The following is a 22,982-nucleotide window of genomic DNA, read 5'->3' on the forward strand; positions in this document are numbered from 1 at the left end:
CACCCCGTCATGAGAAGTCGTACGCGCTCCAATCGGTGAGCGTGCGGTAGCCGAGGCGCTGGTAGAGGGCGTTGCTCGTGGGGTTGGACAGGTCCGCGAACAGTACGACGTCCGTCGCGCCCGCGGTCAGCGCGGCCCGGCTCACCGCCGCCGTCACGGCACCCGCGTAGCCGTGACCGCGCAGGTCGGCAGGGGTGTAGACGATGTCTACCTGGATCTGGCCGCCGATCAAGGGGTTCAGGCCCGCGATGGAGACGGGAGTGCCGTCCGGGGTCTCCCAGAGCGTGTAGCGCTTGTCGGCGAAGCGCGTGCCGGCCCAGGAGCCGGCGTCGATGGAGACGACTTCCCCGACGGCCTTGGCGAACTCGCCGCACCAGAACATGACTTGTTCCAGGTCCTGCTCGCCCAGGACACGGGCCCGGCCCGTCGGCATCGGCTCCGGTGGCGTGAGCGTGCCGAGGCGGTACAGACGCAGCCGCGTGTCGCGGAGCTTCACCGTCACGCCGGAGTGCCGCTGCCAGGCCTCGGCGAAAGCGTTGGCGGTGCCGTGGTCGGCGTTGACGGAGGGCAGGGGATGCCCGCCGGCGGCCAGGCGGGCGGCGAGGGAATCGGCCTGCTCGGGCGAGAGCGGGGAGAGGCCCATTCCGCGGGGCGGGAGGTGGTGGAAGGTCGCGCGAACCTCGCCCGCCTGCTCCAGCATCCCGAAGACGGGGGCCTCGGTGCCGAAGGCGTCCGCCCCGCGCGTCCGCACCCTCTCGGCCCACGTCAACTGCATGACGTGCGGGCCGGGCCGCGAGCGCAGGAAGCCTCCTGCTCGGGCGAGGAAGTCGTCGACGTCTTCGGTGAGGTGCCAGCCATCCGGTCGCATGCTTCATGATTCCGCATGCCCGCGGGTGCGCCCCGTGGGTTTCGGCCAGGAGGCGCTCGCGGCCCGGTGTGCGGCAGATGCCATTCTGGGATCTTCATTGCGGAAGTCCACTGGTCGCCCCGGAGGTGTCATGCCCCTGCAGATGAAGTTGAGCGCGATAACACTCGACTGCCCTGATCCGCTGGCTCTGGCGGCGTTCTATCAGCAGGCCACCGGCCTCGAACCCCACCCGAAGTCGGACGCCGACTTCGCCGGTCTCAACCGTGAGGACGGACTCCTCATCGGCTTCCAACGGGTGGACGGCTACCGGGCTCCCCGCTGGCCCGACCAGACCGTCCCCCAGCAGCTTCACATCTGCTTCAAGGTCGAGGAGGACTTGGAGGAGGCCGAGGCTCGGCTGCTGGAACTGGGCGCGGGCAAGCCGGATCACCAGCCTCACGATGCCGCCAGGGCGCGGGTTCTCACCGATCCGGCCGGGCATCCCTTCTGCATCGTCAGAAGCTGACCGGGGACCAGGAGAGCCTCGATCTCTCCGCCTGTGGCCTCAGGGGCCTCGCGCACATCAGCATCGCGCTCCGTGCACCGTCTCCGGTGCCATCCCTGCCTGCCCACGCACACCCATGGAGGCCGCTGTGCAGATTCAGTGCGTCTTCTCCGTCAGAACGGGACGAAAGTACTCTCGCGGTGGCAGCCCTCGAACCTCAGCCGAGTTCCAATGGCCCGTAGACGGCGTGACTGGCGCCGGTAGCAAGCGCCCAGTAGCGATCGCCGTAGGACCAGTGCCACCACTCGGTCGGGTAGTTCACCAGGCCGACCGCCGTAAGGGCCTCAGCGAGGATCTTCCGGTTGGCTCGCGCCTCCGGGCCGATGTTGTGGGCTGCGGTGTAGCAGGCGCCCTCACTCACTTCCGGGCTGGCATCCACCGGCGTTCCCATGTCGAGTTCCTGGCCCTCGGCATTGACGAGAGTCAGGTCAACAGCAGCACCAGCGCTGTGCGGCGCGATCTCCGGAGGAGACACGAATCGGCTTGCAGCAGCACGGACCTGTTCTGGGGACCAGTTGGGGTTATCGTTCCGGAGCCCTGCGGCGTACCTCTCGAAGTAGAAACGTTGCAGCCCAGGTGGCCGATACCCCTCGACGAACAGCAAGCTGATGCCCTCTGGCAGAAGATGCCCCGCCTCAATGAGGCGGTTCAGGACCCCTTCACGAAGGTGCGCAAAGGCACCGGAATCGTCCTGCTCGCGAGTGTCGACGGGGAATGGGTGGTGACGCCGGACATCAAGGAGCGGTTCGCCGCAGTCCTTCACCGGTATGGCTGCGATCTTCGGATCTGACATCAAGACGATCTCGGTCATGGGCCGATCATTGCGCACCGACCTCGACGGCATTCGCTCATCCGCTGATCAGAACCACTGGGACTGCGCATACCGCCCCGGCCGTTTGGCGGGACTCCGCAGATTTCGTGGAAACGGACTCGACTGTCCGTTCCCAGGAGATCTGAATCGATGAGGTGTCTCTGAGCTGGGTCTTGTCAGTTCTGCTGGGACGGTTCCGAAGCAGGGCGGCCCACTGGATCTGAACGGTAGTGGGCCTGATTGCGGGGACAGAAGGGGTGGTCCCATTTGTTCTGCCGGATGGTGGGGCTGTGACCTGGAGTCTTTCAGTTCACGTGGGACTCATCCCGTAGGGCGTCGTAGTCGTCCGGAGTCGTCACCAGCATCAGTGAGCGTCCCAGGGAGTCGGTCCAGCGAAAGAGGGCGTCGTTGGAGAAGGCGTGGGAACGGATCTTTCCGCGGAGGGTGGGGACGTTCAGCCGCTGCTCGGCCTCTGTGTAGACGGCGTTGATGGTGCGCCGGTGCTGGCTGAGGTTCGCCCATCGGCGAGGCGCCCGAAGGGCCCGCCAAGCAGGATCGGCCACCATGCCCAGCAGCGTGACGAACTCTGGATAGGTGGCGATGTACTCCCGCTCGTCGACGCGTCGCCTGATGATGTTCCCGTAGATGGCTTCCTTGGGAGGGAGCTGGGCGAGGCGGTCACTCCAGCGTGAGAGCAGATGAGGCTGGTTCTTGTTCAGGAGCCAGGAGCGGACCAAGTGCTGTGCTTCCTTCGTCGCTGCCTCCTGGGTGTTGGGGAAACGGCGGGCGATCCGTCGGTGTCGGTGCTCAGCGGTAACGAGCTCTGGCAGGTGGCCGACGCGGTAGTGACGGTTGCCGTCCACCCAGATGCCGTGTCTGCGGCAGAGCTGGAGATCGGCAGGGCGATGGGCGAGAACGGGCCTGGTGATCCCGCGGCGATGCATGCAGTGTGAGCAGGCGACGTAGAGACGCCGGCGGTAGCGGACTACGTCACCTGCGGTGCGCGCCTCAACCCGGGCGATCGCCGGTAGCAGCATCCGGAGCGTCTCAGGCGTAAGACCCGTCATGATGGCCAGTCGTGGCAGAACCATCGGAGTCCAGCGCCATAGCGTGTCCGTCCGCTGGCCGACCTGCGCGTTTTTGAACGGTGTCAGAGTTTTCGCCAGTTGGCCCGCCGTCACTTGGTTGGCGGCTGCGAGGCGGTGCAGATACCAGCCGAAGACCTCTCCGTGGACTGGTGGCAGAGGAAGCGGCAGGAGCCGGACCGGGGCTTCCCAGGGCTCCATCGCTCAGGCCGCCCTCGGTTTGCGGGCGCGCTTGGCGCGGCGGTGATCAGGGTGAGGCTGCTGGACGGCGTGGTCGAGCTCAATCGCGTCGAGCATGCGCTTGGTGATCTTTTCTGCGCCCGTGTCGATGGCGTCGACCGCGGCTTCTCGGACGAGCTGGGAAAGGCTGCCGATCAGTCCGCCGGTGCGTTCGTGCAGGTAATCGGTCATGGCGACCAAGGTGCCGGGACGATGGGCGTGTAGTCGCAGGGAGTCTTCCATGGTCGCCACCAGGGCCTGCCAGTGCTCCTTGTCCGCGCGGTTCTTGTGGCCGAAGGGCCGGGAGGGGATGACCGTGTAGCGGCCGGCGATCTGCTGCCCGCGGGTGCCCTGGAACAGGCTGCTGGTCTCGATGTCGAGACCAGCAAGCACGAAGGTGGCCGCGATCCGTTCCGAGAGGTACTTCAGCTGGTCGGACGCCTCGGCTCCGTTGCGGGTCGTCAGGTCGAGGTTGTGGATCTCGTCGACCAGGACGAGCGTGGTGCCGAGCTTGCTGAGCAGGTCACAGACGGCGTTGGTGATCTGGACCTGGCTCATGCGGTGCTCCAGCGGGATGCCGAGGAACCGGGCGAACTCGCCTGCGAGCATCTTCGGGGTAGCCGCCGGGGGAACGGTGACGAAGACGACCGGTAGTCCGCCGATAGCAGCAGGGTTGCGGCGCCGGGTGATCTGTTCGACGTTCTTACCCAGCTGGGTGATCGCTGTTGTCTTACCGGTTCCGGCCGAACCGGACACGATCAGGCCGCGCCGGGCGGAGACCTGGTGCCGGTTGAGCACGATGCGCTTGCGGCCGGTGGTGACGACGCCACGGATCGTGGGAGTGTTCACGATGACGGACCGTGTGTGGTAGTCGATTCGCGCTTCCCTGTAGGACTCCAGCTCGTCCTTGTCCAGGGCGGTGCCGGACGGGAGGGACGGCGGGGGCTCCGGGTTCTCGTCGACGAACGCCCGCCAGCCTTCCTTCGTGGTCAGCGACGCCTGTGGATTGGCGATGTCCTGTGGCGGGGCCTGGCTCACAGGCGGCTCCCGTCAGTGAAGGCGTCGAAGACGCCGAAGGGGATGACGTTCGACGGCTGCTCCGGGACGGTGGTCTCGTCCTCGGCGTCGTCCGGTGCAGGTGCCTGCGACAGCGCGGCAATGGGACGAGCGGGCTCCAGGGCGGCGCGGGTGCGGGCCGCGATCCGGCGGTCCGGCCCGTTTTCCGCCCGGGTCAGCAACTGGTCGACTGCGCCGGCCACAGCGGCTTGGTCGGTGTCGCCCTGGCCCCGCATCGCCAGGAGGTCCCGGGCCCGGCGCCATGTGAAGTCCGCGAACGGCGCGGAGACCAGGTGCCGGTGTGTCCACGGAACAGTGATCCACTCTCCGGTGCGCGCGTCGCGTACCCAGACCTGGGACAGGTCGTAGGGGTCGTAGTGGACTTCCCAGAGCCCCCCTTTGGCGGTCACTCCCGAGGAGCGGCGCCGTAGCGGGTTCAGTCCGGGGCAGTTGTAGGTGCGGTGGTCGATGCGGATGCCGTAGTCGTTGACCGAACGCCAGAGTGCCGGCAGCAACTCCAGGTAGTCAGTGCCGTTCAGCGGCATCGGCAGGTAGCCGGTGCGGGAGACCAGCAGGGCATATGCGTCGTTGGGAGACATGGGCCGGCCCGGTAGGAACGGGCTGCGCAGCCCTTCGTGTGGCCGCTGTTGCCAGCAGGCCACGATCCACTCTTGCAGCAGGTCGCCCAGTTCCGCGAGCGTCCAGACGGCCTCGACCCCGGCGCCCCGACGGGTCGTGTTCGAACCGGTGTAACCAGGGATGTGCTGGCAGAACAGCGTGTTGATCGAGGAAAAGGTTCGCTCGACGATTCCCTTGTCGGTCGGGGTCGCCGGGCGGGACGGCTGGACGGAGATGCCCAGCGAGCGGCAGGCGGTCAGGAAGGTGTCGGAGACGAACACCTTGCCGTGATCGATGCCGATCGTCTCCGGCACGATCACCGGCTTGGCGGCCGCTTGCTCCAGGCGTGCGTCGATGTCCAGCAGCCTTCGGTGGGGGATCAGCGTCGCCGACATCGCCAGCGCGTCCGACCAGCCCGGCCGCAGCGGCTCCGGGACCAGCATCTTGGCCAGCAGCAGCGCGGCGTCCACGGCCTTGGTTCCTGCCGGTCGCAGCACCGCAGCGCAGATCGACCTCGTCGCCACGTCGACGGCGATCGTGAGTTCCGGGCGTCCGTTCACCCCGTCCTCCAGGACCACCAGCACGTCCAGCGGTGTCGTATCGATCTGCACCATCTCGCCGGGTCGGCAGGCCGAGGAAGGGGTGAACGCTCCTGGCGGGCGGCGAGCCGCTGACCTGCGAGATGTGGCCTCGCCAAAGGCGTGCGTACCCTCGCTCATCGCCTCGACGAGCCGGTAGAACGCAGACTTCGACGGCATCGCCACTGTGCCCGGCCCATACCGTTCCGCCAGCAGCGCCTCCACCCGCCGACGCAGCCGGCCACGGGTGCCAGTGGACTCGTCCGTCGTCGCGGCCAGGATCTCCGTGATGGCGGCCACCACCCGGTCATCGGCCCGTCCCGTCGGTGAGGACAGACGAGTCGCACGGTGATCGACCAGGCCCCACAGACCCTGTTCGCGGTAGCGCCTGCGCATCCGCTGAACGGTCCCCACACTCGCCTGCCAGCCGATAGCCCGCAGTTCCGCCGCCTTGGCCGCCACCCGCTCCTCCACCGTATGGCGGGCCGGGTCGTAATCCGGACGAGGCGGGGCTGTGGGGTCAGCATCCAGCGGCTTGCCGAACTCCACCTCGGTCACATGCCGTTCCCAGGCCGCCGCCTTCTCGGCTTCCCGCTCCGGCACGATGTCCAACAGTGCGAACGGCGGCAAGCGGCCCTGATCGGCACCCTGGTCGATCAGCTCAAAGCCTCCCGAGGCCAGCAGATGCGACAGCAACACCAGGCTCGCCGACCCGGCTTCGTCCAGGAGCCGCACCGTCGTCCCGGACAGGCCCACGACCGTGTGCAGCCGGTCATCCATGCGCACCCGATCCCCGACCCTCAACGCTGCCCGTGCCCCTGGACGCCCGCTCACCGAGCCTCCGCCCGCGACACCAGCGTGGCATCCGACAAGGGGCGCGACAGATCCGCTGTCAGCCGCCCCAGCCAGAGCAGGTGGAACACCGCCGGCAACACCGCGATCGGATCACCGAGCAGCGCAGCCTGTGCGACCAGCGGCGACGGTATCGAGAACAGGGCCAGCGACCTGGCCGCGAGCCCCTCATCGGCCCCATGCCGTGGATGCCGGTATCCCGCCAGCCAGCGGACGTTCGCCATCCGTACCAGATCTACTTCACCGACGATCCGGTAACCCCAACCAACCGCCTCACACGCTGTCCGGGTCGCCGCGAACTTGGCAGCAGAGCGGGCGTCGATTCGATCGAGAGGCCGACAGTCCACCACTAGCCCCCGCCCGTCCTCGAACCGTGCGAAGTAGTCCGGCGCGTGTGAGATCCGCTTGCCCCGCTCGTCCTCCCAGAACAGCCACAACGGCTGCGACAGCAGCCCTGTCACCTGCGGCGTGAAGTCGAGCAGCATCGCGTGATCCCGCTCCAGCCAGGACTCGAACCCTACGTGCCCGCCGGTCGTCGACGACCAGTACAACCCAGGGAAGTGCCGCTGCCCGCGATACGACGGGAAGCCGCGAACCGGCCGCCCCGCTTCGAACGGCACCCAGACCGCATCCGTCAATGGCAGCCGGTGTTCACCCTCGTCGTCCCGCCAGCCGACCTCGAAGCCGTGTAATTCTGACGGCCTCGTCCCCTCCAGCACACCCAGCCCCATGTATGCCACTCTGCAGACCCGCAGGGACTGAGCAGATGAAATGGGACTAATTCGCTCGATTGGGTGATTGCGGGCGCCAGGTCATGAGTCCCGCACGAGCCCCTGTGCTGCATCCGGCGCCTGATCCTCAGGCGGGGCGCTCGGCCATGACGACCAAGCCCGGCCCGCTGAACTCATCTGCCGGGAGCCGAAGTTCGGCGACGGGGCGCAGTCCAGCCTGCTCGATCAAGCCGACGAACTGTTCCGGCCGCCATTTGTGCGTCGTCCAGCGGACGGACACACCTCCGTAGGCCTCCGTGCGCACCGCGTCCTCGTCGCCGACGTGCGTTCCGGTGATGAAGTGTCCGCCCGGCTTCAGGGCCCGCGCGAACAGGGTGAGGACCTGAGGAAGGACGTCGCGCGGGAGGTTGAACAGTGACCACCATCCGAGTACGCCGCCGAGGGACGCCTCTTCGAGGCTGAGGTCGGTGGCGGAGGCGACGCTAAAGCGGCAGTGGGGATACAGGCGGCGGGCGTTCTCGATCATGCCGGGCGAGAGATCGACTCCGGACACGTCGAGTCCGCGTTCGGCGAGGTAGGCGGTCACCGTTCCGGGCCCACAGCCGACGTCGAGGACAGGCCCGAGTTCGCCCACGGTGTCGGCGAAAGCGTCGATCGATGCCTTGAGCCAGGGATGGCGACGGATGTCGCCCATTCCCGTCGTCGCCACCATCTCCGCGTAGTTGTCGGCCACCCGGTCATAGGACTCACGGACCACGTCGAGATCGGCCGGTCGGTCAATTTGGTGTGCACGCATCAGCCAACAGTAGGGCGACGAGTTCGCTGGTGTAGGAGGTTAAAACAACTCGGTTGGGGAGGCAGGGCGCCGCTGTGTCGCGGCCGAACGTCGCGGGCAGTGGCCCGGCTGGAGCAGCTTGCTGCGCAGGTCTCCCGGGACTCGTTCACTTCACATCGCAGACCCGGCGGGAAATCGCAGATACACCGGGAACGGACATCGACGACATGGCCCATCTGAGTGGCCGTCACGTGGCGTGGCGCACTTTTGCAAGCAGGTGCTTGCAATAGTTAGCGAGGGTGGGGCAAGGTGGAGGCATGGCATCGCTCAACGTCGGCAATCTCGGTGAGTACCTGCGCGACCAGCGGCGCAATGCGCAGCTGTCGTTGCGGCAACTCGCCGATGCCGCCGGGGTGTCCAATCCGTATCTGAGCCAGATCGAGCGCGGGCTGCGCAAGCCGAGCGCGGAGGTGCTGCAGCAGGTCGCCAAGGCCCTGCGGATCTCCGCCGAAACGCTGTATGTGCGGGCCGGCATCCTCGACGCCGAGCGGGACCGGGACGAGGTGGAGACGCGCGCCGTCATCATCGCCGATCCCACGCTGAACGAGCGGCAGAAGCAGGTGCTGCTCCAGATCTACGAATCCTTCCGCAAGGAGAACGGGTTCGGGATACCCCCCGAGGCGGGCGAGACCGACGAGGCACATGAGGCCGCCGAGGTGATCGAGGCGGTCGAAGCGGTCGAGCCGGCCCCGGCCGGTTCGGCGGACCACGGTCCGGTGGGCTCCCGGCAGAGCGACGGCCAGGGCGACGGCGGCAACGACAGCGACGACGCGGCGGACGCTCGGGGCAGTGACGCCGCCGTACGCCGCCGCCGTAGGACCCGCACGGACGGCAGCAATGCCAAGGCCGGCGGCCGTGAGCCCGCCACGCGCCGTACCCGCACGACCTCTACGTCCGACGGCAGCGACGCCGACCCGGAGAACCCGAACGACCCCCGGCAGTCGGCCGGCTGACCACGCACACCGGCAGGCCGACCGCGGGACCCAAACCCTCACCTGAAAAGCAACCCGGGAGGACCACCCACCATGGCCATCACCGACGACCTGCGTAAGACCCTCAGCGACCCGACCCCGCTCTACTTCGCCGCCGGCACCGCCGACCTCGCCCTCCAGCAGGCCCGGAAGGTACCCAGCCTGGTGGAGCAGCTGCGCTCCCAGGCGCCGGCCAGGTTCGAGGCCGTTCGCAACACCGACCCGAAGGCCGTCCAGGACAAGGCCACCGCCCGCGCCAAGGAGGCAGGTGCCAAGGCCAAGGAGGCGCAGGAGAGCCTCCAGACCAAGGTCAGCGAGTTCGTCACCAGCCTGGACGCCGACTTCAGGAAGTTCGGCAGCAACCTGGACGCGGACGTCAAGAAGCTCGGCACCAGCCTCGACGCCGACCTGAAGAAGTTCGGCGAGAGCGCCCAGGACTTCGCGCTGCGCACCATCGGTGTCGCCGCCGAGTACGCCGTGAAGGCCCGCGAGGCCTACGAGAAGGTCGCCGAGCACGGCGAGCAGACCGTGAAGACCTGGCGTGGCGAGGCCGCCGAGGAGATCGAGGAGCTCGCCATCGCCGTCGAGCCGAAGGCCGAGCCGGTCGAGGTCAAGGAGGACAAGGCCGAGGCCAAGCCCGCCCAGACCCAGCCCGCCGCCGAGGCCGCGTCGGCGAAGAAGCCCGCCGCCAAGAAGGCTCCGGCGCGCAAGCCCGTCGCCAAGAAGACGACGCCGCCCGCCAAGTAACACGGACAGGTGAAAAGGGGCCGCAGAACACGGGTCGGGCACTTACGGAGTGCTCGGCCCGTTGTTCGGGTAGCCGGCTTGCGGTTGCGGGTACGGTGAGCGCGTAGGTAAGAGCCGAGTCGGGTGGTGGACGTTGTGCTGATGCAGGGCTTCGCGGGGTTCATGTGGCTGCTGAGTATGGCCCTGATCCTTTTCAGCGGCTTCGCACTGATCGATGCGGCCACTCGCCGCGAGGACGCCTACCGCGCGGCGGACAAGAAGACCAAGCCGTTCTGGCTGCTCATCCTCGGGCTCGCCTTCGTGGTGAACCTGATCTTCAACATCCTGTCGTTCCTGCCGATCATCGGCCTCATCGCGACGATCGTGTACATGGTGGACGTACGCCCCGCGATCAAGAGCCTGCCCGGCGGCGGCCGCAGCAGAAGGGGCGGCTCCAGCAGCGACGGCCCCTACGGCCCGTGGAACGGCGGCCGCTGATCAACACCCCGAGCGGCAGCGCCCCGTAAGGGGCGGGGCCGTATCGATGTGCGGCTCCGCCGCGAGGGCGCGACCAGCCACCACACACCAGCAGTCGGCGGACGACAGAGCCGGGGTCGCGCCCCGCCCTCGCCGCGCCCTGCCCCGCCCTCGCCGCGCCTTCGCTCACCCGCGACGCGCGCCCGCTCACACCGTCCGGTCGAGCAACAGCACAGCCACGTCGTCCGCCAGCTCGCCCCCATTGAGGTTCCGGACCTCATTGACGGCGGCCCGCAGCAACGCCTCCCCGCGCAGCCCCTCCGAGAGCTGCCGCCGCACCATCTCCACCATCCCGTCCTGGCCCAGCCGCTCCCGGCCCTCGCCGATCCGGCCCTCGATGAGGCCGTCGGTGTAGAGCATCAGGCTCCACTCGGCCCCCAGCTCCACCTGCATCCGAGGCCACCGGGCCCCGGGCAGCAGCCCGAGCGCGGGCCCGTTGTTGTCGTACGGCAGCAGCCGCGCAGCCCGCCCCGGCCGGGCGAGCAGGGGAGACGGGTGACCCGCCAGGCACAGCCCGGCACGCCGGCCGTCCGGCGCGATATCCACCGTGCACAGCGTCGCGAAGATCTCGTCGTCGGCCCGCTCATGCTCAAGGACCTGCTGCAGCGTGCCCAGCAGCTCGTCCCCGCACAGCCCCGCCAGCGTCAGCGCCCGCCAGGCGATCCGCAGCTCCACACCGAGCGCGGCCTCGTCGGGCCCATGGCCGCAGACGTCGCCGATCATGGCGTGCACCGTGCCGTCCGCGGTGCGCACGACGTCGTAGAAGTCACCGCCGAGCAGGGCACGTGACCGCCCCGGGCGGTAGCGCGCGGCGAACCGCAGCGACGAGCCCTCCAGCAGCGGCGTCGGCAGCAGGCCGCGCTCCAGACGGCGGTTCTCCTGGGCCCGCAGGCGGCCTTCGGCCAGCCGTCGCTCGGCCGTGTCGGAACGTTTCCTCTCCACCGCGTACCGGATCGCCCGGCTCAGCAGCCGGCCGTCCAGCTCGTCCCGGAAGAGGTAGTCCTGCGCACCGACGCGCACGGCCTCAGCGCCGCGCTCGGCGTCACCGGACGCGGTGAGCGCGAGGACGGCGTGCCGGGGCGCGAGCTCCAGTACGTGCTTGAGCACACCCAGCTCGTCCTCCTCGCCGGTCCGGCCGGGCGCGGGCAGCGCGAGGTCCAGCAGGATGCAGTGGACGTCGTCGGTGAGCAGCCGTCCGGCCTCGGTGAGGTTGCGGGCGGTGCGCACACGGATCGGCTTGCCGGCCGCGTCGAGCATCTCGGGCACGACCGTGGAGCCGCCGGGATCGTCCTCGATCAGCAGCAGCGTGAGATTGGTGTGGGTGTTGTTCTCGACCTTTGATTCCTTACGCGGAGCCTCTTCCATGGAGGAGCCGCCTGGGGATGCGGCCGGCGCCTGACCACTCTCCACGGCCGGGATCGCTCTCTGCCGCGGTATGGGTACGGGCATCGTCTTGACTTCCTTCCCTCCCCCCGAGGGCATGGTGCGAACGAGGGACCTCGATCCACCGACGGGGACCATAGCGGTTGTCGGCGCCGCAGCGGAATGGTGTGGGGCACGCCGTATGGAAGCTGGCCACTGTCATATGCCGCGTTCCGTACCGCAGTTGGACAGGGTGGCCGAGGAGCGGGGATGACGAAGGTCACGTCGATGCACGGTTTGGCGCCGGCCCCGCGTGGAGTGGGTCACGTGGTGCGGGTCACGAGTCCCCGGTCACAAGTCCCCTGGGTTGCCTGCCATAAGCGCCCATATCCACCCGCAGGGCCGACCGGTACGCCCCAGACATCACACGTTGCCCCAATGCCTACGCATCAGGCCGAACCACCCCGAGGATCGGCATCGTGCCTGCCCCCGCGACCGTCACCGTCCGACCGGGGCGCGGGGCGTGGACGATCGCGCCGTCGCCGACGTACATGGCCACATGGCTGGCGTCGGCGTTGTAGATGATGAGGTCGCCGGGGCGCATGTCCTTGATGTCGATGCGCTCGAGCTGCTTCCACTGCTCCTGCGAGGTCCGCGGAATGCCGCGCCCGGCGCTCGCCCAGGCCTGTGACGTCAGGCCCGAACAGTCGTACGTCTTGGGCCCCTCGGCACCCCATTCGTACGGTTTGCCCAACTGGGCCGTGGCGTACTCAAGTGCCTCCCGGCCCTTTTTGGAGGCCTTGCCCTTGATGTCCTTCAGGATGCCGGAGTCCAGCCAGGCGGTCTGGGCCTTGTAGGCGGCCTGCTCCTCCAGCTCGGCGAGGCGTTCCTTTTCCTCCTCCTCCAGCTGGGATTCGAGCTCTTCGGCGGCCGCGATCTGCTTCTTGATCTTCTTCTTGGCGGCGGCCTTGGCCTTGCGCCCCGCCTCCAGCTTCTGCCACTGGGCGGAGGCGTCCTTGGCGTACTGCTCCAAGTCCTGCTGGGTGCGGGTCATTTCCGCGAGCAGTCCCTTGGTCGCGCGCTGGCCCTGCAGCACCCGGCCGGTGCCGTCGAGGAACGCCTGCGGGTCGTCGCTCAGCATCAGGTGCGCCTCGTCGGGCAGCCCGCCGGAGCGGTACTGGGCGGCGGCCGCGGCGCCGGCGCGCTTCTTCAGCTCGGCGAGCTTCTCCTGACCTTTGACGATCTTCTTCGCCAGGGAGACGATCTCGGCGGACTGCTTCTCGGCCGCCTCCTCGGCGGCGTTGTACTCGTCGGTGGCGACGGCCGCGTCGTGGTAGAGCTTCTCCAGTTTCTTGCGAACGGCCTCAAGGTCCTTGTTCGACACGGTGGCCGGTGTCGATGAGGAGGGAGACGTGCTTGGAGTGGGGGAGGGTGCCGCGAAGGCCGCGCCTGGTGCCGCGAGTACGGTGACCGCACAGACGACGGTCACAGCCGCTGCGATCAGGCCGCGCTTGCCCGAACCCATACCACTTCCCCCAAACTGATGTCCCGTCAGTAACATAGAACGTCCGGGGGATCGTGCCACGACGACGCGCAAAGTGACAGAGGTCTGCTTCCCCCCGTTGCCTCCTCGTCACTCCGATCTCCCCGCCTTTGTGACGAACAACTCCCGGAGATCGTTCCCCCCGGTGTGGTGAGTCAGGGGGGAGTTGGGGGGCGGGAGCGCGCAGAGGCGTAGGCCCGCAGTCCGCCGGCGCGCAGACGCGTAAACGTCAGCCCGCAGACGCATAGTCAGTCAGCGACCCGCAGAGGCGTACTCAGCCACCGGCCCGAATCAGCCCCCGGCGTAAACGCCCGCCCCCGGGGCCAACGCCTCCCACCGCACCGTCACTTCACCCTGCCGCCACCGCGCCGGCCCATCCGTCACCGGCCAATCGGCCGTGAGGTCCCGCACCGCGCGGATCCACCGCTGGCGTGCCCCGTACGAGGCGTAGGGCGCTGCGGCCGCCCAAGCCCGGTCGAAGTCGCGCAGGAAGGCGTGGACCGGTTCGCCGGGGACGTTGCGATGGATCAGTGCCTTCGGCAGCCGCTCGGCGAGGTCCGACGGCCGCTCCAGCGAGCCCAGCCGGGTAGCGAAGGTCACCGTCCGCGGCCCCTCCGGCCCGAGCGCGACCCACACATGCCGACGCCCGATCTCGTCGCAGGTCCCCTCCACAAGCAGTCCGCCACGCGTCCCCGTCACAGGATCGGCCGGCGCAAGCCGTGCACACAGCCGCTCCCAGACCCCGGCGACCTGGTCCTCCTCGTACTGCCGCAGCACATTGGCGGCGCGCACGAGCAGAGGCCGCTGGACAACCGGGATCTCGAACCCGCCGTGCCGAAAGACCAGCCCCTCCCGCTCATACGGCTTCGCGGCCGCGACCCGCGCCGGCTCGATCTCCACGCCGACCACACGCGCGCGTGGCGCGACGGAACGCAGCCGGCCGAGCAGCTCCACGGCCGTCCAGGGAGCAGCGCCGTACCCGAGGTCGACCGCGACGGCATCCCCGGCCCGCCGCAGCTCCGCGCCATGCGTGACGGCGATCCAGCGATCCATACGGCGCAGCCGATTCGGATTCGTGGTCCCGCGCGTAACGGTGCCCACGGGGCGGGCGAAGGCGCGGGATGTCATGCCTACGAGGGTAAGTGGCCGCCATCAGGCGGAACGCCACCCGCACTGGCGGCACGGCCCCGACCCACAACGCACTCGCAGGCGCGACGCGAACCCCCACCCAGCGGCACAGGCCGCCGCAGGCATCCGCACCAGCCACCCCCACGCACGCACCCCCACGCATCCAGGCCCCGAACAGTTGAGCGACGCCCGGTAATGCCTCGGCAAAAACCACCCCACCAGGAATGGGAACCCCTCCCTCCGGCGTTGCACCGCCTTGGAGGGCGCTCGCACCCTCCAGCAGGCATGCCCGTAGCCAAGGAGGAACGCCACGTGAGCCAGTACGTCAGCAGGCTCAGGCACCGCTCCCCGGCGGCCCCCTCACGACTCAGGCTCCACCGCCGCCCCCGCCGCGTCGCCATGCTCTCCGTGCACACCTCCCCGCTCCACCAGCCCGGCACCGGCGACGCCGGCGGCATGAACGTCTACATCGTCGAGCTCGCGCAGCGCCTCGCCGCGATCAACATCGAGGTGGAGATCTTCACGCGCACGACGGCCACGGACCTCCCGCCCACCGTCGAGCTCGCCCCCGGCGTCCTGGTCCGCCACATCGACGCGGGCCCCTACGAGGGACTCAACAAGGAGGACCTCCCCGCCCAGCTGTGCGCCTTCACGCACGGCGTGATGCAGGCCTGGGCCGGCCACCGCCCCGGCTACTACGACCTGGTCCACTCCCACTACTGGCTCTCCGGCCACGTCGGCTGGCTCGCCGCCCAGCGCTGGGGCGCCCCCCTGGTGCACGCCATGCACACCATGGCCAAGGTCAAGAATGCCAACCTGGCCGACGGCGACACCCCCGAGCCCGCCGCCCGCGTCATCGGCGAGACCCAGATCGTCACGGCCGCCGACCGCCTGATCGCCAACACGGCCGAGGAGGCCGACGAACTCGTACGGCACTACGCCGCCGACCCCGCCAAGGTCGCCGTCGTGCACCCCGGCGTGAACCTCACCCGCTTCTCGCCCGCCGACGGCCGAGCCGCAGCCCGCGCCCGCCTGGGCCTCCCGCAGGACGCCCTGATCCCGCTGTTCGCGGGCCGCATCCAGCCCCTCAAGGCCCCGGACATCCTCCTGCGAGCCGTGGCGGTGCTCCTGGACGAGCACCCCGAGCTGCGCTCCCGCATCCTCGTCCCGATCGTCGGCGGCCCCAGTGGCAGCGGCATGGCCAAGCCCGAGGGCCTCCAGAAGCTGGCCGCACGCCTGGGCATCGCGGACGTCGTACGGTTCCGTCCCCCTGTCGGCCAGGAACAGCTCGCGGACTGGTTCAGGGCGGCATCGCTGCTGGTCATGCCGTCGTACAGCGAATCGTTCGGCCTGGTGGCCATAGAGGCACAGGCGGCCGGCACACCCGTGCTGGCGGCCGCGGTGGGCGGTCTGCCGGTGGCGGTCAGGGACGGCCGTACCGGCTTCCTGGTCCAGGGCCACGACCCGGCGGAGTACGCGCGCGTGCTGCGCGCCTTCGCCGACGACCCGCACCTGTCCCCGCGGATGGGCGAGGCCGCCGCCCGGCACGCCCAGTCCTTCGGCTGGGACACCTCGGCGGCCGCCACGGCGGACGTCTACACGGCAGCGACCCAGGCCTACCGGCGTCGCGTACGCTCCCACCATGGCTGACGTACAGAAGGCATCGCAGGTCGTCGAGGCAGCCCTGAAGGACGCCGACCTGGAGTGGGAGACCCCCACCCCCGGCACCTACGTCGTCAAGCTCCCCGGCACCCGCAAGCTCTCGACGACCGTCTCCCTGATCGTCGGCCGCCACTCCCTGTCGCTCAACGCCTTCGTCATCCGCCACCCCGACGAGAACGAGCCCGGCGTCCACCGCTGGCTCCTGGAGCGCAACCTCAAGCTCTACGGCGTGAGTTACGCCGTCGACCCGCTCGGCGACATCTACGTCACCGCCAAACTGCCGCTCGCCGCCATCACCCCCGACGAGATCGACCGCCTCCTCGGCCAGGTCCTGGAGGCTGCGGACGGCGCCTTCAACACCCTCCTGGAGCTGGGCTTCGCGTCCGCGATCCGCAAGGAGTACGAGTGGCGGGTCGCACGCGGCGAATCGACGCGGAACCTGGACGCGTTCACACATCTGACCCAGCGCCCGACGGACTGACCCAGCGCCCGACGGGCTGACGCCGCGGACCGACTGCGACCGGCTGAGCCCAGCGCAAAGGTCCGCACCTATTCACCCCGCACGACCCCTTCCCACCCCGAAGGGGCCCGTGGCATGCTCACGGCCACCGCACTTCTGAACGTCGTTCACATCCATGAAGAGCCGCATGGAAGGGCGTACGGACGCATGGGCAATGCGCATCCCACCAGACGGACCCTGCTCATCGGGACCACGGCCGTGGCGCTCGGCGCGACGACCGGTACGGCAACCGGCGCGACGACCGGTACCGCGACCGGCGGGACGACCAGCACCGCGACCGGTACCGCACAGCCGGCCGCAGTCACCGCAGAAGTCCCGCCCCTCTGGCGCGAGTTCACCCGCACCCCCCTCACCCACCCCCAGATCCCCTACATCGGCAGGGCCGGCCATCGCGGCGGGGCGCGCCGCCTCCCCCGCCCCCGAGTCGTCGCCGACGTACGCGACTTCGGTGCCGTGGCGGACGGCGCGACCGACTCCGCCCCCGCGATCAACCGTGCCATCGCCGCCGCCGGAAAGGCCGGCGGTGGCACGGTCACCATCCCGCCCGGCACGTTCCGCATCGACGACGTGATCCGCATCGGCCACTCGAACGTGGTCCTCCGCGGCGCCGGCAGCGGCCGTACGACGCTGCTCGCGACGAAGAACCTCACCGAACTGATCGGCGTCTACGGCTCCCGCTACGGCGGCGACAAGTCGTCCTGGTCCTGGGCGGGCGGCCTCATCTGGCTGGCCCCGACGGCTCGTTGGGACTCCCTGGTCTCGGCCATCAGGGCGAAGGCCTGGCCCTTCGAGGGCTGGACGGGCAACCGGCGCGACGAGTGGCGCCCGCTGACGAGGGTCGAGCCGGCGCGGCAGGGCGACCTGACCGTCACGGTCAAGGACCCGTCGGCACTCCGCCCCGGCGCCCTGGTCCTCCTCCGCCTGGCCGACGACGCCGCCCACACCCTGCTGGAGCACATGTGCGGCGGCGGCCCGGGCCCCGAGGCGTACACCTGGGACGACAAGACGAAGCTGACCTCGTACGTCCCCTATGAATGGCCGGTCCGCATCACCCGGGTCCACGGCCGCAGGGTCACGCTCGAACGCCCGCTCCCGCTCGACGTACGCCCGGAGTGGGATCCGCAACTGACCACCCATGTAAAGGAGTTGATGGGGTCGGGCGTCGAGGGACTCACCCTGGAGGCGACCGAGACCCCCCAGCAACCCCACCTCCTCGACAAGGGCCACAACGGGGTCGTCTTCCAGTGCGCCTACGACTGCTGGGCGGACGACGTGACCGTTCGCCACGTCGACAACGGCTTCGGCCTGGTGGCCGCCTCCGCCTGCACGCTCCGGCGCACGCGCGTGGCGGGCCGTGGCAGCCACCACCCCTACTTCTGCCGTGAGGGCTCGCACGACAACCTGATCGAGGACTTCACGATCGAGGCCCGCACGACCCCGGCCCCCTCCGGCACCCAGGTGCACGGCATCAACGTGGAGGGCCTGTCCTCCCACAACGTCTGGTCACGCGGCGACATGCGGATGGGCACGTTCGACAGCCACCGCGGCCTGCCCTTCGCCAACGTCCGCACCGACATCACCGTCCACAACGACGGCCGCCACGGCGGCGACGCGAGCGCGGGCCCGCTGTTCGGAGCGCGGTTCACGCACTGGAACGTCCGGGTGACCAACGGCCGCGCGGGCATGATCCGCCTCGACGGGCTGGCGCCGTACTCCGCCACCGTCGGCCTGAACGAGGTCAGGGAGTTCGACCAGATCGACGTACCCGACTTCGCGGGCGACCTGCACTCCCGACTGGAGCTGTACGGCACCACGGACGTCGTACGCCCGCGCAACCTGTACGACGCTCAGCGCGAGCTGCTGCGATAGCGCCCCGGCGGGACGCCCACCAGCTTCCGGAAGTGCCGGGTGAGATGGGACTGGTCGTAGAACCCGGTCGCGGCGGCGACATCGGCCGGCGACCACCCCTCCAGCAGCAGCCGGCGGGCACGGTCGACGCGGCGGGACATCAGGTACTGGTGCGGGGCGATGCCGTACGCGCTGCTGAACGACCGTACGAGATGGGCGGGATGAGCCTGGACGAGTCCGGCGGCCTCGTCGAGGGCGATGCCCTGGACGACACGCTCGTCGAGGAGTTCACGCAGCCGGCGGGCGAGGGCGTGGTCGCGCCGCGGGATGTCCGCCGGGGTCCTCGGCCGCAGGTGGGCGCGCAGCCGGTCGCCGATGAGGGTGAGCCTGCTGTCCGCCTCCAGCTCGTCACCGGCCTGCGCGAGGGCGGCGTGCAACTGGCCGACGCGCAGCCGCAGGACGGGGTCGCGCAGGTCGGGGGAGTCCACGGCCGGCCCGATCAGATCGTCCCCCAGCCGGGTGCCGTCCAGGTACAGGACCCGCTTGCGGAAACCGTGCGGGGTGGCGGGGGAGCCGTTGTGGGGGACGTGCGGCGGGAGGAGGGACACCGTGTCGTGCGGGGTGCCGTGCTCATGCCGGTCGAGGTCGTAGCGCACGGCTCCGTCGTCGACGATGAGCAGCGTCCACGCCTCGTGCACGTGCATCGGGTACGCGTACTCGGTGAAGTGCGCGTGGAAGACCTCGGTGACGCCCGGAACGGAGGGGCGCCACGCGGAGACTTCCTGGCGATCCCGTGCGGCGGCCATGCAAAGAAGGTACAAGACTCCGGTGGACGGCGGCCGCCAGTCTCGCCCTATGAACGACACGAGCACGAGCACCCCGGAACCCGTCCGCTTCGACACCAAGATCGCCGTCCTGCTGCGCGAGGACCTGGAGACCTGGCAGCGGCTGAACGTCACGGCGTTCCTGGTCAGCGGCCTGGGGACGCAGCTTCCCGAGGTGGTCGGCGAGCCGTACGAGGACGCGGACGGCGTGCCCTACCTGCCGATGTTCCGCCAGCCCGTCCTGGTCTTCGAGGGCACCAAGGAGACCCTGACGGCGGCCCACACCCGCGCCCTGTCCCGCTCCCTCCCGCGCGCGCTCTTCACCTCCGACCTCTTCACGACGGGCAACGACCGCGACAACCGGGCGGCGGTACGGGCGGTGTCGACGGGCGAGCTGGATCTGGTGGGCCTGGCGGTGTACGGGCCGAGGAACGCGGTGGACAAGGTGATCAAGGGGGCGCGGATGCATCCGTGAGGCTGCGGGGCATTCCCGGCCGCATTCATCGCCGGGCCGCCGCCCCCATCGCCGACATTCCGCGTGGCCGGCTTCTCAGGCGGCCGGGCTGACCTCGGGCTTCGCGTCGGCCGGGTTGCCGGCGGTGGCCGGTTCGTCCGCGGCCAAGCGGCGCATCAGGGTGCCGTATCCGATCGCCGCCGCCGTCCCGACGACCGCGCACAGCCCCCACAGCCACTCGGCGCCGAAGCGGTCGATGACGAGGCCGGACATCAGGGGGGCGACCAGGGCCGCGACCGACCAGGACAGTGTGTACATGCCCTGGTAGCGCCCGCGTCCCTGGGCGGGGGAGAGGCGGACGACGAGGCCGGTCTGGGTGGGCGCGTTCAGTATCTCGCCCAGCGTCCACACGCACACCGTCAGCGCGAAGACGCCGACCGACCCGGCGAAGGCGGTGAGGCCGAAGCCGTACCCGGCGAGAAGGGACGAGACGATGAGGATCCGCCCGGTGTCCCGGCGTTCGATGAACCGGGTGACCGGGATCTGCAGCGCGACGATCAGGACACCGTTGACGGCGATCGCGAAGCCGTAGTCGGCGGGGGAGAACCCGGCTTCGCCCATGGCCACCGGCAGTCCCACCGAGCCCTGCTGGAAGATCAGGGCGACGAGGAAGGACAGCCCGACGACGCCCATGAAGCGCCGGTCGCGCAGCACGGTCCCGAGCCGCACCTCGTCCTCGCCCGCCTTCTCCGACCTCGTGCGCTCGGGCCGCGACTCCGGGAGCTTGACGAACACCACGACCGCGCAGACGGCCGTCATCCCCGCCTCGATCAGGAACCCGGCGAGGTAGCTGACCTCGGCGATGAACCCGGCGGCCATGGACGAGATCGCGAACCCGAGGTTGATGGCCCAGTAGTTGAGGGAGAAGGCGCGCACCCGGTCCTCGGGCCGGACGATGTCGGCCATCATCGCCTGCACCGCGGGGCGGGAGGCGTTGGAGGCGGCACCGACGACGAACGCCACGGCGGCGATGGCCACGGGGTGGTGCACGAACCCGAGCACGGCCACGGAGACGGCGGTGGACGCCTGGGCGACGAGGAGGGTGGGCCGCCGCCCGAGCCGGTCGGTCATGACCCCGGCCCCGATCGACGAGACGACCCCGCCGAGACCGTGCAACGCGGCCACGAGACCGGCGTACGTGGCGGAGTAGCCGCGGTCGAGGGTGAGGTACAGGGCCATGAAGGTGGCGACGAACGCCCCGAGCCGGTTGACCAGCGTGCTCGTCCACAGCCACCAGAACTCGCGGGGGAGCCCTGAGACGGTCTCCCGAGTGGCACGTCTCAGGGCGGCGAGTGGCATAGGGGTCCCCCGGATGTACCCGGATGCGCGCGACACGCAACCGGATGTAAGTGGCTCAGTAGGTATCCGCAACTTACAAGCACGCCTGCCGAGGGGACCATTGAATTAACAGATCCCGTCAACCGTCCGCTCCTCGGGCGCGGGGAGCACCCGGCCAAAGCCGTGGATTACGCTCGGACGCATGGCCGACGCACCGTACAAGCTGATCCTCCTCCGCCACGGCGAGAGCGAATGGAACGCGAAAAACCTGTTCACCGGCTGGGTGGACGTCAACCTCAACGAGAAGGGCGAGAAGGAGGCAGTCCGCGGTGGCGAGCTCCTGAAGGACGCCGATCTCCTCCCCGACGTGGTCCACACGTCCCTCCAGAAGCGGGCGATCCGCACGGCCCAGCTGGCGCTGGAGTCGGCCGACCGCCACTGGATCCCGGTCCACCGCAGCTGGCGCCTGAACGAGCGCCACTACGGCGCCCTCCAGGGCAAGGACAAGGCCCAGACCCTCGCCGAGTTCGGCGAGGAGCAGTTCATGCTGTGGCGCCGCTCCTACGACACCCCGCCCCCGCCGCTCGACGACAACTCGGAGTTCTCGCAGGCGTCGGACCCCCGCTACGCGACGATCCCCCCGGAGCTGCGCCCCCGCACGGAGTGCCTGAAGGACGTCGTCGTCCGCATGCTCCCGTACTGGTACGACGGCATCGTCCCCGACCTCCTGACCGGCCGCACGGTCCTGGTCGCCGCCCACGGCAACTCGCTGCGGGCGCTGGTCAAGCACCTCGACGGCATCTCCGACGCCGACATCGCGGGCCTGAACATCCCGACGGGCATCCCGCTGTACTACGAACTCGACGCCGACTTCAACCCGGTGACGCCGGGGGGCAAGTACCTGGACCCGGAGGCCGCTGCGGCGGCCATTGAGGCGGTCAAGAACCAGGGGAAGAAGAAGTAGGTTCCACGATCATGCCCCTGAGCTGCGCAAAAGCGCCGCTCGGGGGCATTTTCGGGCCGGGGCCACTGAGGGGCCGGGCCCTGGGCCCCTGATCCTCACTCGCAACCCTTGATCCCCACCCGCAACCCCTAATCCCCACCCGAAATAGGGGTCGCGCCATACCTGTCGTGGTAGTTCCACCAGAGATACGGCGGCGTCTGCGGATAGCCCTGCGGTGAGTCCTCCCATTCCTCCTGTCGTCCGAGCGCCGTGATGTCGAGGTAGTTCCAGGTGTTGCCCATCTGCTCGTCGCCCCGGTCGGACACGAAGTAGGTGCGGAAGATCCGGTCGCCGTCGCGGATGAACGCATTGGTCCCGTGCATCTGGTCGACGCCGAAGTCGGTGTCGAAGTCGTCGGTCACGGTGTACCAAGGGATGAGCTGCCATCCCATACGCTCCTGCAGCCCTCGAATGTCGGCCTGCGGCGCACGCGACACGAAGGCCAACGTCGTGTCCCGCGCGTTGAGATGTGCCGGGTGCGCCACCTGGTCGGCGAGGAACGAGCAGCCGTCGCACGCCCGCTCCGGATACGAGCCGCCCGTCGCCGGATACGTCGTCACGTCCGGCGCGTAGAACGCCCGGTACACGATCAGCTGTCGACGACCCTCGAACAGGTCGAGCAGGCTCAGTCCGCCGGCCGCGCCCTCGAACCGGTACTCCTTGTCCACCGCCATCCACGGCATCCGCCGACGCTTCGCGGCTAGGGCGTCGCGCTCCTTCATGAGCGCCTTCTCTTCGACCAGGAGTTCCTGTCGAGCTGCCTCCCACTCTTCGGGCGGGACGATCGGCTGGAGAGTCATGGGTCTCCTCGAGTACGTGTACGCGTCCGCGGCCGACGGCGTCGGACAAGCGCCGTGCAGCCGCCGATG

Annotated in this window: 22 protein-coding genes; 9 read left to right on the forward strand and 13 right to left on the reverse strand. The window is 69.4% G+C overall.

Annotated elements, in window-relative coordinates; all coding sequences use genetic code 11:
• Nucleotides 1-7: 7 nt before the first annotated feature.
• Nucleotides 8-868, reverse strand: a complete 861-nt coding sequence (locus OHT51_RS22905) for a GNAT family N-acetyltransferase (protein WP_328880786.1) — start codon at nt 866-868, stop codon at nt 8-10.
• A 130-nt stretch (nt 869-998) separates the two neighbouring features.
• On the opposite strand from OHT51_RS22905, the gene OHT51_RS22910 reads away from it, so the two are divergent.
• Nucleotides 999-1,373, forward strand: coding sequence for a VOC family protein (locus tag OHT51_RS22910; protein WP_328880787.1), 375 nt, complete (start codon nt 999-1,001; stop codon nt 1,371-1,373).
• A 196-nt stretch (nt 1,374-1,569) separates the two neighbouring features.
• Here the strand turns inward: OHT51_RS22910 and OHT51_RS22915 are convergent, their stop codons facing one another.
• The 6 genes from OHT51_RS22915 to OHT51_RS22940 all read right to left on the reverse strand — a co-directional run bounded on the left by OHT51_RS22915 (nt 1,570) and on the right by OHT51_RS22940 (nt 8,158).
• Nucleotides 1,570-2,223, reverse strand: coding sequence for a M15 family metallopeptidase (locus tag OHT51_RS22915; RefSeq protein ID WP_328880788.1), 654 nt, complete (start codon nt 2,221-2,223; stop codon nt 1,570-1,572).
• 305 nt (nt 2,224-2,528) lie between these two features.
• Complete coding sequence (locus tag OHT51_RS22920; RefSeq protein ID WP_328880789.1) at nt 2,529-3,509, reverse strand: TniQ family protein; 981 nt, start codon at nt 3,507-3,509, stop codon at nt 2,529-2,531.
• A gap of 3 nt (nt 3,510-3,512) precedes the next feature.
• Nucleotides 3,513-4,565, reverse strand: coding sequence for an ATP-binding protein (locus OHT51_RS22925; RefSeq protein WP_328880790.1), 1,053 nt, complete (start codon nt 4,563-4,565; stop codon nt 3,513-3,515).
• Nucleotides 4,562-6,559 (reverse strand): Mu transposase C-terminal domain-containing protein, encoded by a 1,998-nt coding sequence (locus tag OHT51_RS22930; protein ID WP_328880791.1) that lies wholly within the window; start codon nt 6,557-6,559, stop codon nt 4,562-4,564. The genes OHT51_RS22925 and OHT51_RS22930 overlap by 4 nt, the downstream gene beginning before the upstream one ends.
• 50 nt (nt 6,560-6,609) lie before the next feature.
• Nucleotides 6,610-7,362 carry a TnsA-like heteromeric transposase endonuclease subunit gene (locus tag OHT51_RS22935; RefSeq protein WP_328880792.1) on the reverse strand — a complete coding sequence of 251 codons (753 nt, stop codon included), beginning with the start codon at nt 7,360-7,362 and terminating at the stop codon, nt 6,610-6,612.
• A 127-nt stretch (nt 7,363-7,489) separates the two neighbouring features.
• A complete protein-coding gene (locus OHT51_RS22940) occupies nt 7,490-8,158 on the reverse strand; it encodes a class I SAM-dependent methyltransferase (protein ID WP_328880793.1) in 669 nt (222 codons plus the stop codon).
• Nucleotides 8,159-8,454: 296 nt separating this feature from the next.
• On the opposite strand from OHT51_RS22940, the gene OHT51_RS22945 reads away from it, so the two are divergent.
• The 3 genes from OHT51_RS22945 to OHT51_RS22955 all read left to right on the forward strand — a co-directional run bounded on the left by OHT51_RS22945 (nt 8,455) and on the right by OHT51_RS22955 (nt 10,392).
• Nucleotides 8,455-9,150, forward strand: a complete 696-nt coding sequence (locus tag OHT51_RS22945; protein WP_328880794.1) for a helix-turn-helix domain-containing protein — start codon at nt 8,455-8,457, stop codon at nt 9,148-9,150.
• A 72-nt stretch (nt 9,151-9,222) separates the two neighbouring features.
• Nucleotides 9,223-9,915, forward strand: a complete 693-nt coding sequence (locus OHT51_RS22950) for a hypothetical protein (protein WP_328880795.1) — start codon at nt 9,223-9,225, stop codon at nt 9,913-9,915.
• 141 nt (nt 9,916-10,056) lie between these two features.
• Nucleotides 10,057-10,392: a DUF2516 family protein gene (locus OHT51_RS22955; RefSeq protein ID WP_328884405.1), complete on the forward strand. Its 336-nt coding sequence runs from the start codon at nt 10,057-10,059 to the stop codon at nt 10,390-10,392.
• A 186-nt stretch (nt 10,393-10,578) separates the two neighbouring features.
• Here the strand turns inward: OHT51_RS22955 and OHT51_RS22960 are convergent, their stop codons facing one another.
• The 3 genes from OHT51_RS22960 to OHT51_RS22970 form a co-directional block, all read right to left on the reverse strand.
• A complete protein-coding gene (locus tag OHT51_RS22960; RefSeq protein WP_328880796.1) occupies nt 10,579-11,880 on the reverse strand; it encodes a PP2C family protein-serine/threonine phosphatase in 1,302 nt (433 codons plus the stop codon).
• 355 nt (nt 11,881-12,235) lie between these two features.
• The gene (locus tag OHT51_RS22965) at nt 12,236-13,318 is read right to left on the reverse strand and encodes a C40 family peptidase (protein WP_328880797.1); all 1,083 of its coding nucleotides are present in this window, start codon (nt 13,316-13,318) and stop codon (nt 12,236-12,238) included.
• Nucleotides 13,319-13,627: 309 nt separating this feature from the next.
• Complete coding sequence (locus tag OHT51_RS22970; protein WP_328880798.1) at nt 13,628-14,464, reverse strand: class I SAM-dependent methyltransferase; 837 nt, start codon at nt 14,462-14,464, stop codon at nt 13,628-13,630.
• A 312-nt stretch (nt 14,465-14,776) separates the two neighbouring features.
• Here OHT51_RS22970 and mshA point away from each other — a divergent pair, with 312 nt between their 5' ends.
• The 3 genes from mshA to OHT51_RS22985 all read left to right on the forward strand — a co-directional run bounded on the left by mshA (nt 14,777) and on the right by OHT51_RS22985 (nt 18,515).
• Nucleotides 14,777-16,114 (forward strand): D-inositol-3-phosphate glycosyltransferase, encoded by a 1,338-nt coding sequence (mshA, locus tag OHT51_RS22975; protein WP_328880799.1) that lies wholly within the window; start codon nt 14,777-14,779, stop codon nt 16,112-16,114.
• Nucleotides 16,107-16,607: a YbjN domain-containing protein gene (locus OHT51_RS22980; RefSeq protein ID WP_328880800.1), complete on the forward strand. Its 501-nt coding sequence runs from the start codon at nt 16,107-16,109 to the stop codon at nt 16,605-16,607. The genes mshA and OHT51_RS22980 overlap by 8 nt, the downstream gene beginning before the upstream one ends.
• A gap of 186 nt (nt 16,608-16,793) precedes the next feature.
• Nucleotides 16,794-18,515 carry a glycosyl hydrolase family 28-related protein gene (locus OHT51_RS22985; protein WP_328880801.1) on the forward strand — a complete coding sequence of 574 codons (1,722 nt, stop codon included), beginning with the start codon at nt 16,794-16,796 and terminating at the stop codon, nt 18,513-18,515.
• Here OHT51_RS22985 and OHT51_RS22990 read toward each other — a convergent pair.
• Complete coding sequence (locus OHT51_RS22990) at nt 18,494-19,300, reverse strand: helix-turn-helix transcriptional regulator (RefSeq protein ID WP_328880802.1); 807 nt, start codon at nt 19,298-19,300, stop codon at nt 18,494-18,496. The two genes, OHT51_RS22985 and OHT51_RS22990, sit on opposite strands and share 22 nt — an antisense overlap.
• A 49-nt stretch (nt 19,301-19,349) precedes the next feature.
• Between OHT51_RS22990 and OHT51_RS22995 the strand changes: the two genes are divergently transcribed.
• Entirely contained in the window at nt 19,350-19,793 is a 444-nt protein-coding gene (locus OHT51_RS22995) for a DUF2000 domain-containing protein (RefSeq protein ID WP_328880803.1), read from the forward strand.
• A gap of 75 nt (nt 19,794-19,868) precedes the next feature.
• On the opposite strand, the gene OHT51_RS23000 is transcribed toward OHT51_RS22995, so the two are convergent.
• Entirely contained in the window at nt 19,869-21,131 is a 1,263-nt protein-coding gene (locus OHT51_RS23000) for an MDR family MFS transporter (protein ID WP_328880804.1), read from the reverse strand.
• A gap of 181 nt (nt 21,132-21,312) precedes the next feature.
• Between OHT51_RS23000 and OHT51_RS23005 the strand changes: the two genes are divergently transcribed.
• Nucleotides 21,313-22,074, forward strand: coding sequence for a phosphoglyceromutase (locus tag OHT51_RS23005; RefSeq protein ID WP_328880805.1), 762 nt, complete (start codon nt 21,313-21,315; stop codon nt 22,072-22,074).
• Nucleotides 22,075-22,202: 128 nt separating this feature from the next.
• Here OHT51_RS23005 and OHT51_RS23010 read toward each other — a convergent pair whose 3' ends face one another.
• Entirely contained in the window at nt 22,203-22,913 is a 711-nt protein-coding gene (locus OHT51_RS23010; protein ID WP_328880806.1) for a DUF899 domain-containing protein, read from the reverse strand.
• Nucleotides 22,914-22,982 lie beyond the last annotated feature (69 nt).

Origin of the sequence: Streptomyces sp. NBC_00299 (assembly GCF_036173045.1) — a bacterium.
GTDB lineage: Bacteria > Actinomycetota > Actinomycetes > Streptomycetales > Streptomycetaceae > Streptomyces > Streptomyces machairae.

Bases quoted from the DNA above. Each gene is read 5' to 3' on its own strand.
- OHT51_RS22955 (WP_328884405.1), top strand. From the start codon at position 10,057: ATGCAGGGCTTCGCGGGGTTCATGTGGCTGCTGAGTATGGCCCTGATC.
- OHT51_RS22905 (WP_328880786.1), bottom strand. From the start codon at position 868: ATGCGACCGGATGGCTGGCACCTCACCGAAGACGTCGACGACTTCCTC.
- OHT51_RS22980 (WP_328880800.1), top strand. From the start codon at position 16,107: ATGGCTGACGTACAGAAGGCATCGCAGGTCGTCGAGGCAGCCCTGAAG.
- OHT51_RS22985 (WP_328880801.1), top strand. From the start codon at position 16,794: ATGGGCAATGCGCATCCCACCAGACGGACCCTGCTCATCGGGACCACG.
- OHT51_RS23005 (WP_328880805.1), top strand. From the start codon at position 21,313: ATGGCCGACGCACCGTACAAGCTGATCCTCCTCCGCCACGGCGAGAGC.
- OHT51_RS23000 (WP_328880804.1), bottom strand. From the start codon at position 21,131: ATGCCACTCGCCGCCCTGAGACGTGCCACTCGGGAGACCGTCTCAGGG.
- OHT51_RS22930 (WP_328880791.1), bottom strand. From the start codon at position 6,559: ATGGATGACCGGCTGCACACGGTCGTGGGCCTGTCCGGGACGACGGTG.
- OHT51_RS22965 (WP_328880797.1), bottom strand. From the start codon at position 13,318: ATGGGTTCGGGCAAGCGCGGCCTGATCGCAGCGGCTGTGACCGTCGTC.
- OHT51_RS22935 (WP_328880792.1), bottom strand. From the start codon at position 7,362: ATGGGGCTGGGTGTGCTGGAGGGGACGAGGCCGTCAGAATTACACGGC.
- OHT51_RS22995 (WP_328880803.1), top strand. From the start codon at position 19,350: ATGAACGACACGAGCACGAGCACCCCGGAACCCGTCCGCTTCGACACC.
- OHT51_RS22950 (WP_328880795.1), top strand. From the start codon at position 9,223: ATGGCCATCACCGACGACCTGCGTAAGACCCTCAGCGACCCGACCCCG.
- OHT51_RS22915 (WP_328880788.1), bottom strand. From the start codon at position 2,223: ATGACCGAGATCGTCTTGATGTCAGATCCGAAGATCGCAGCCATACCG.
- OHT51_RS22940 (WP_328880793.1), bottom strand. From the start codon at position 8,158: ATGCGTGCACACCAAATTGACCGACCGGCCGATCTCGACGTGGTCCGT.
- OHT51_RS22990 (WP_328880802.1), bottom strand. From the start codon at position 19,300: ATGGCCGCCGCACGGGATCGCCAGGAAGTCTCCGCGTGGCGCCCCTCC.
- OHT51_RS22970 (WP_328880798.1), bottom strand. From the start codon at position 14,464: ATGACATCCCGCGCCTTCGCCCGCCCCGTGGGCACCGTTACGCGCGGG.
- OHT51_RS22945 (WP_328880794.1), top strand. From the start codon at position 8,455: ATGGCATCGCTCAACGTCGGCAATCTCGGTGAGTACCTGCGCGACCAG.
- OHT51_RS22960 (WP_328880796.1), bottom strand. From the start codon at position 11,880: ATGCCCGTACCCATACCGCGGCAGAGAGCGATCCCGGCCGTGGAGAGT.
- OHT51_RS23010 (WP_328880806.1), bottom strand. From the start codon at position 22,913: ATGACTCTCCAGCCGATCGTCCCGCCCGAAGAGTGGGAGGCAGCTCGA.
- OHT51_RS22920 (WP_328880789.1), bottom strand. From the start codon at position 3,509: ATGGAGCCCTGGGAAGCCCCGGTCCGGCTCCTGCCGCTTCCTCTGCCA.
- OHT51_RS22910 (WP_328880787.1), top strand. From the start codon at position 999: ATGCCCCTGCAGATGAAGTTGAGCGCGATAACACTCGACTGCCCTGAT.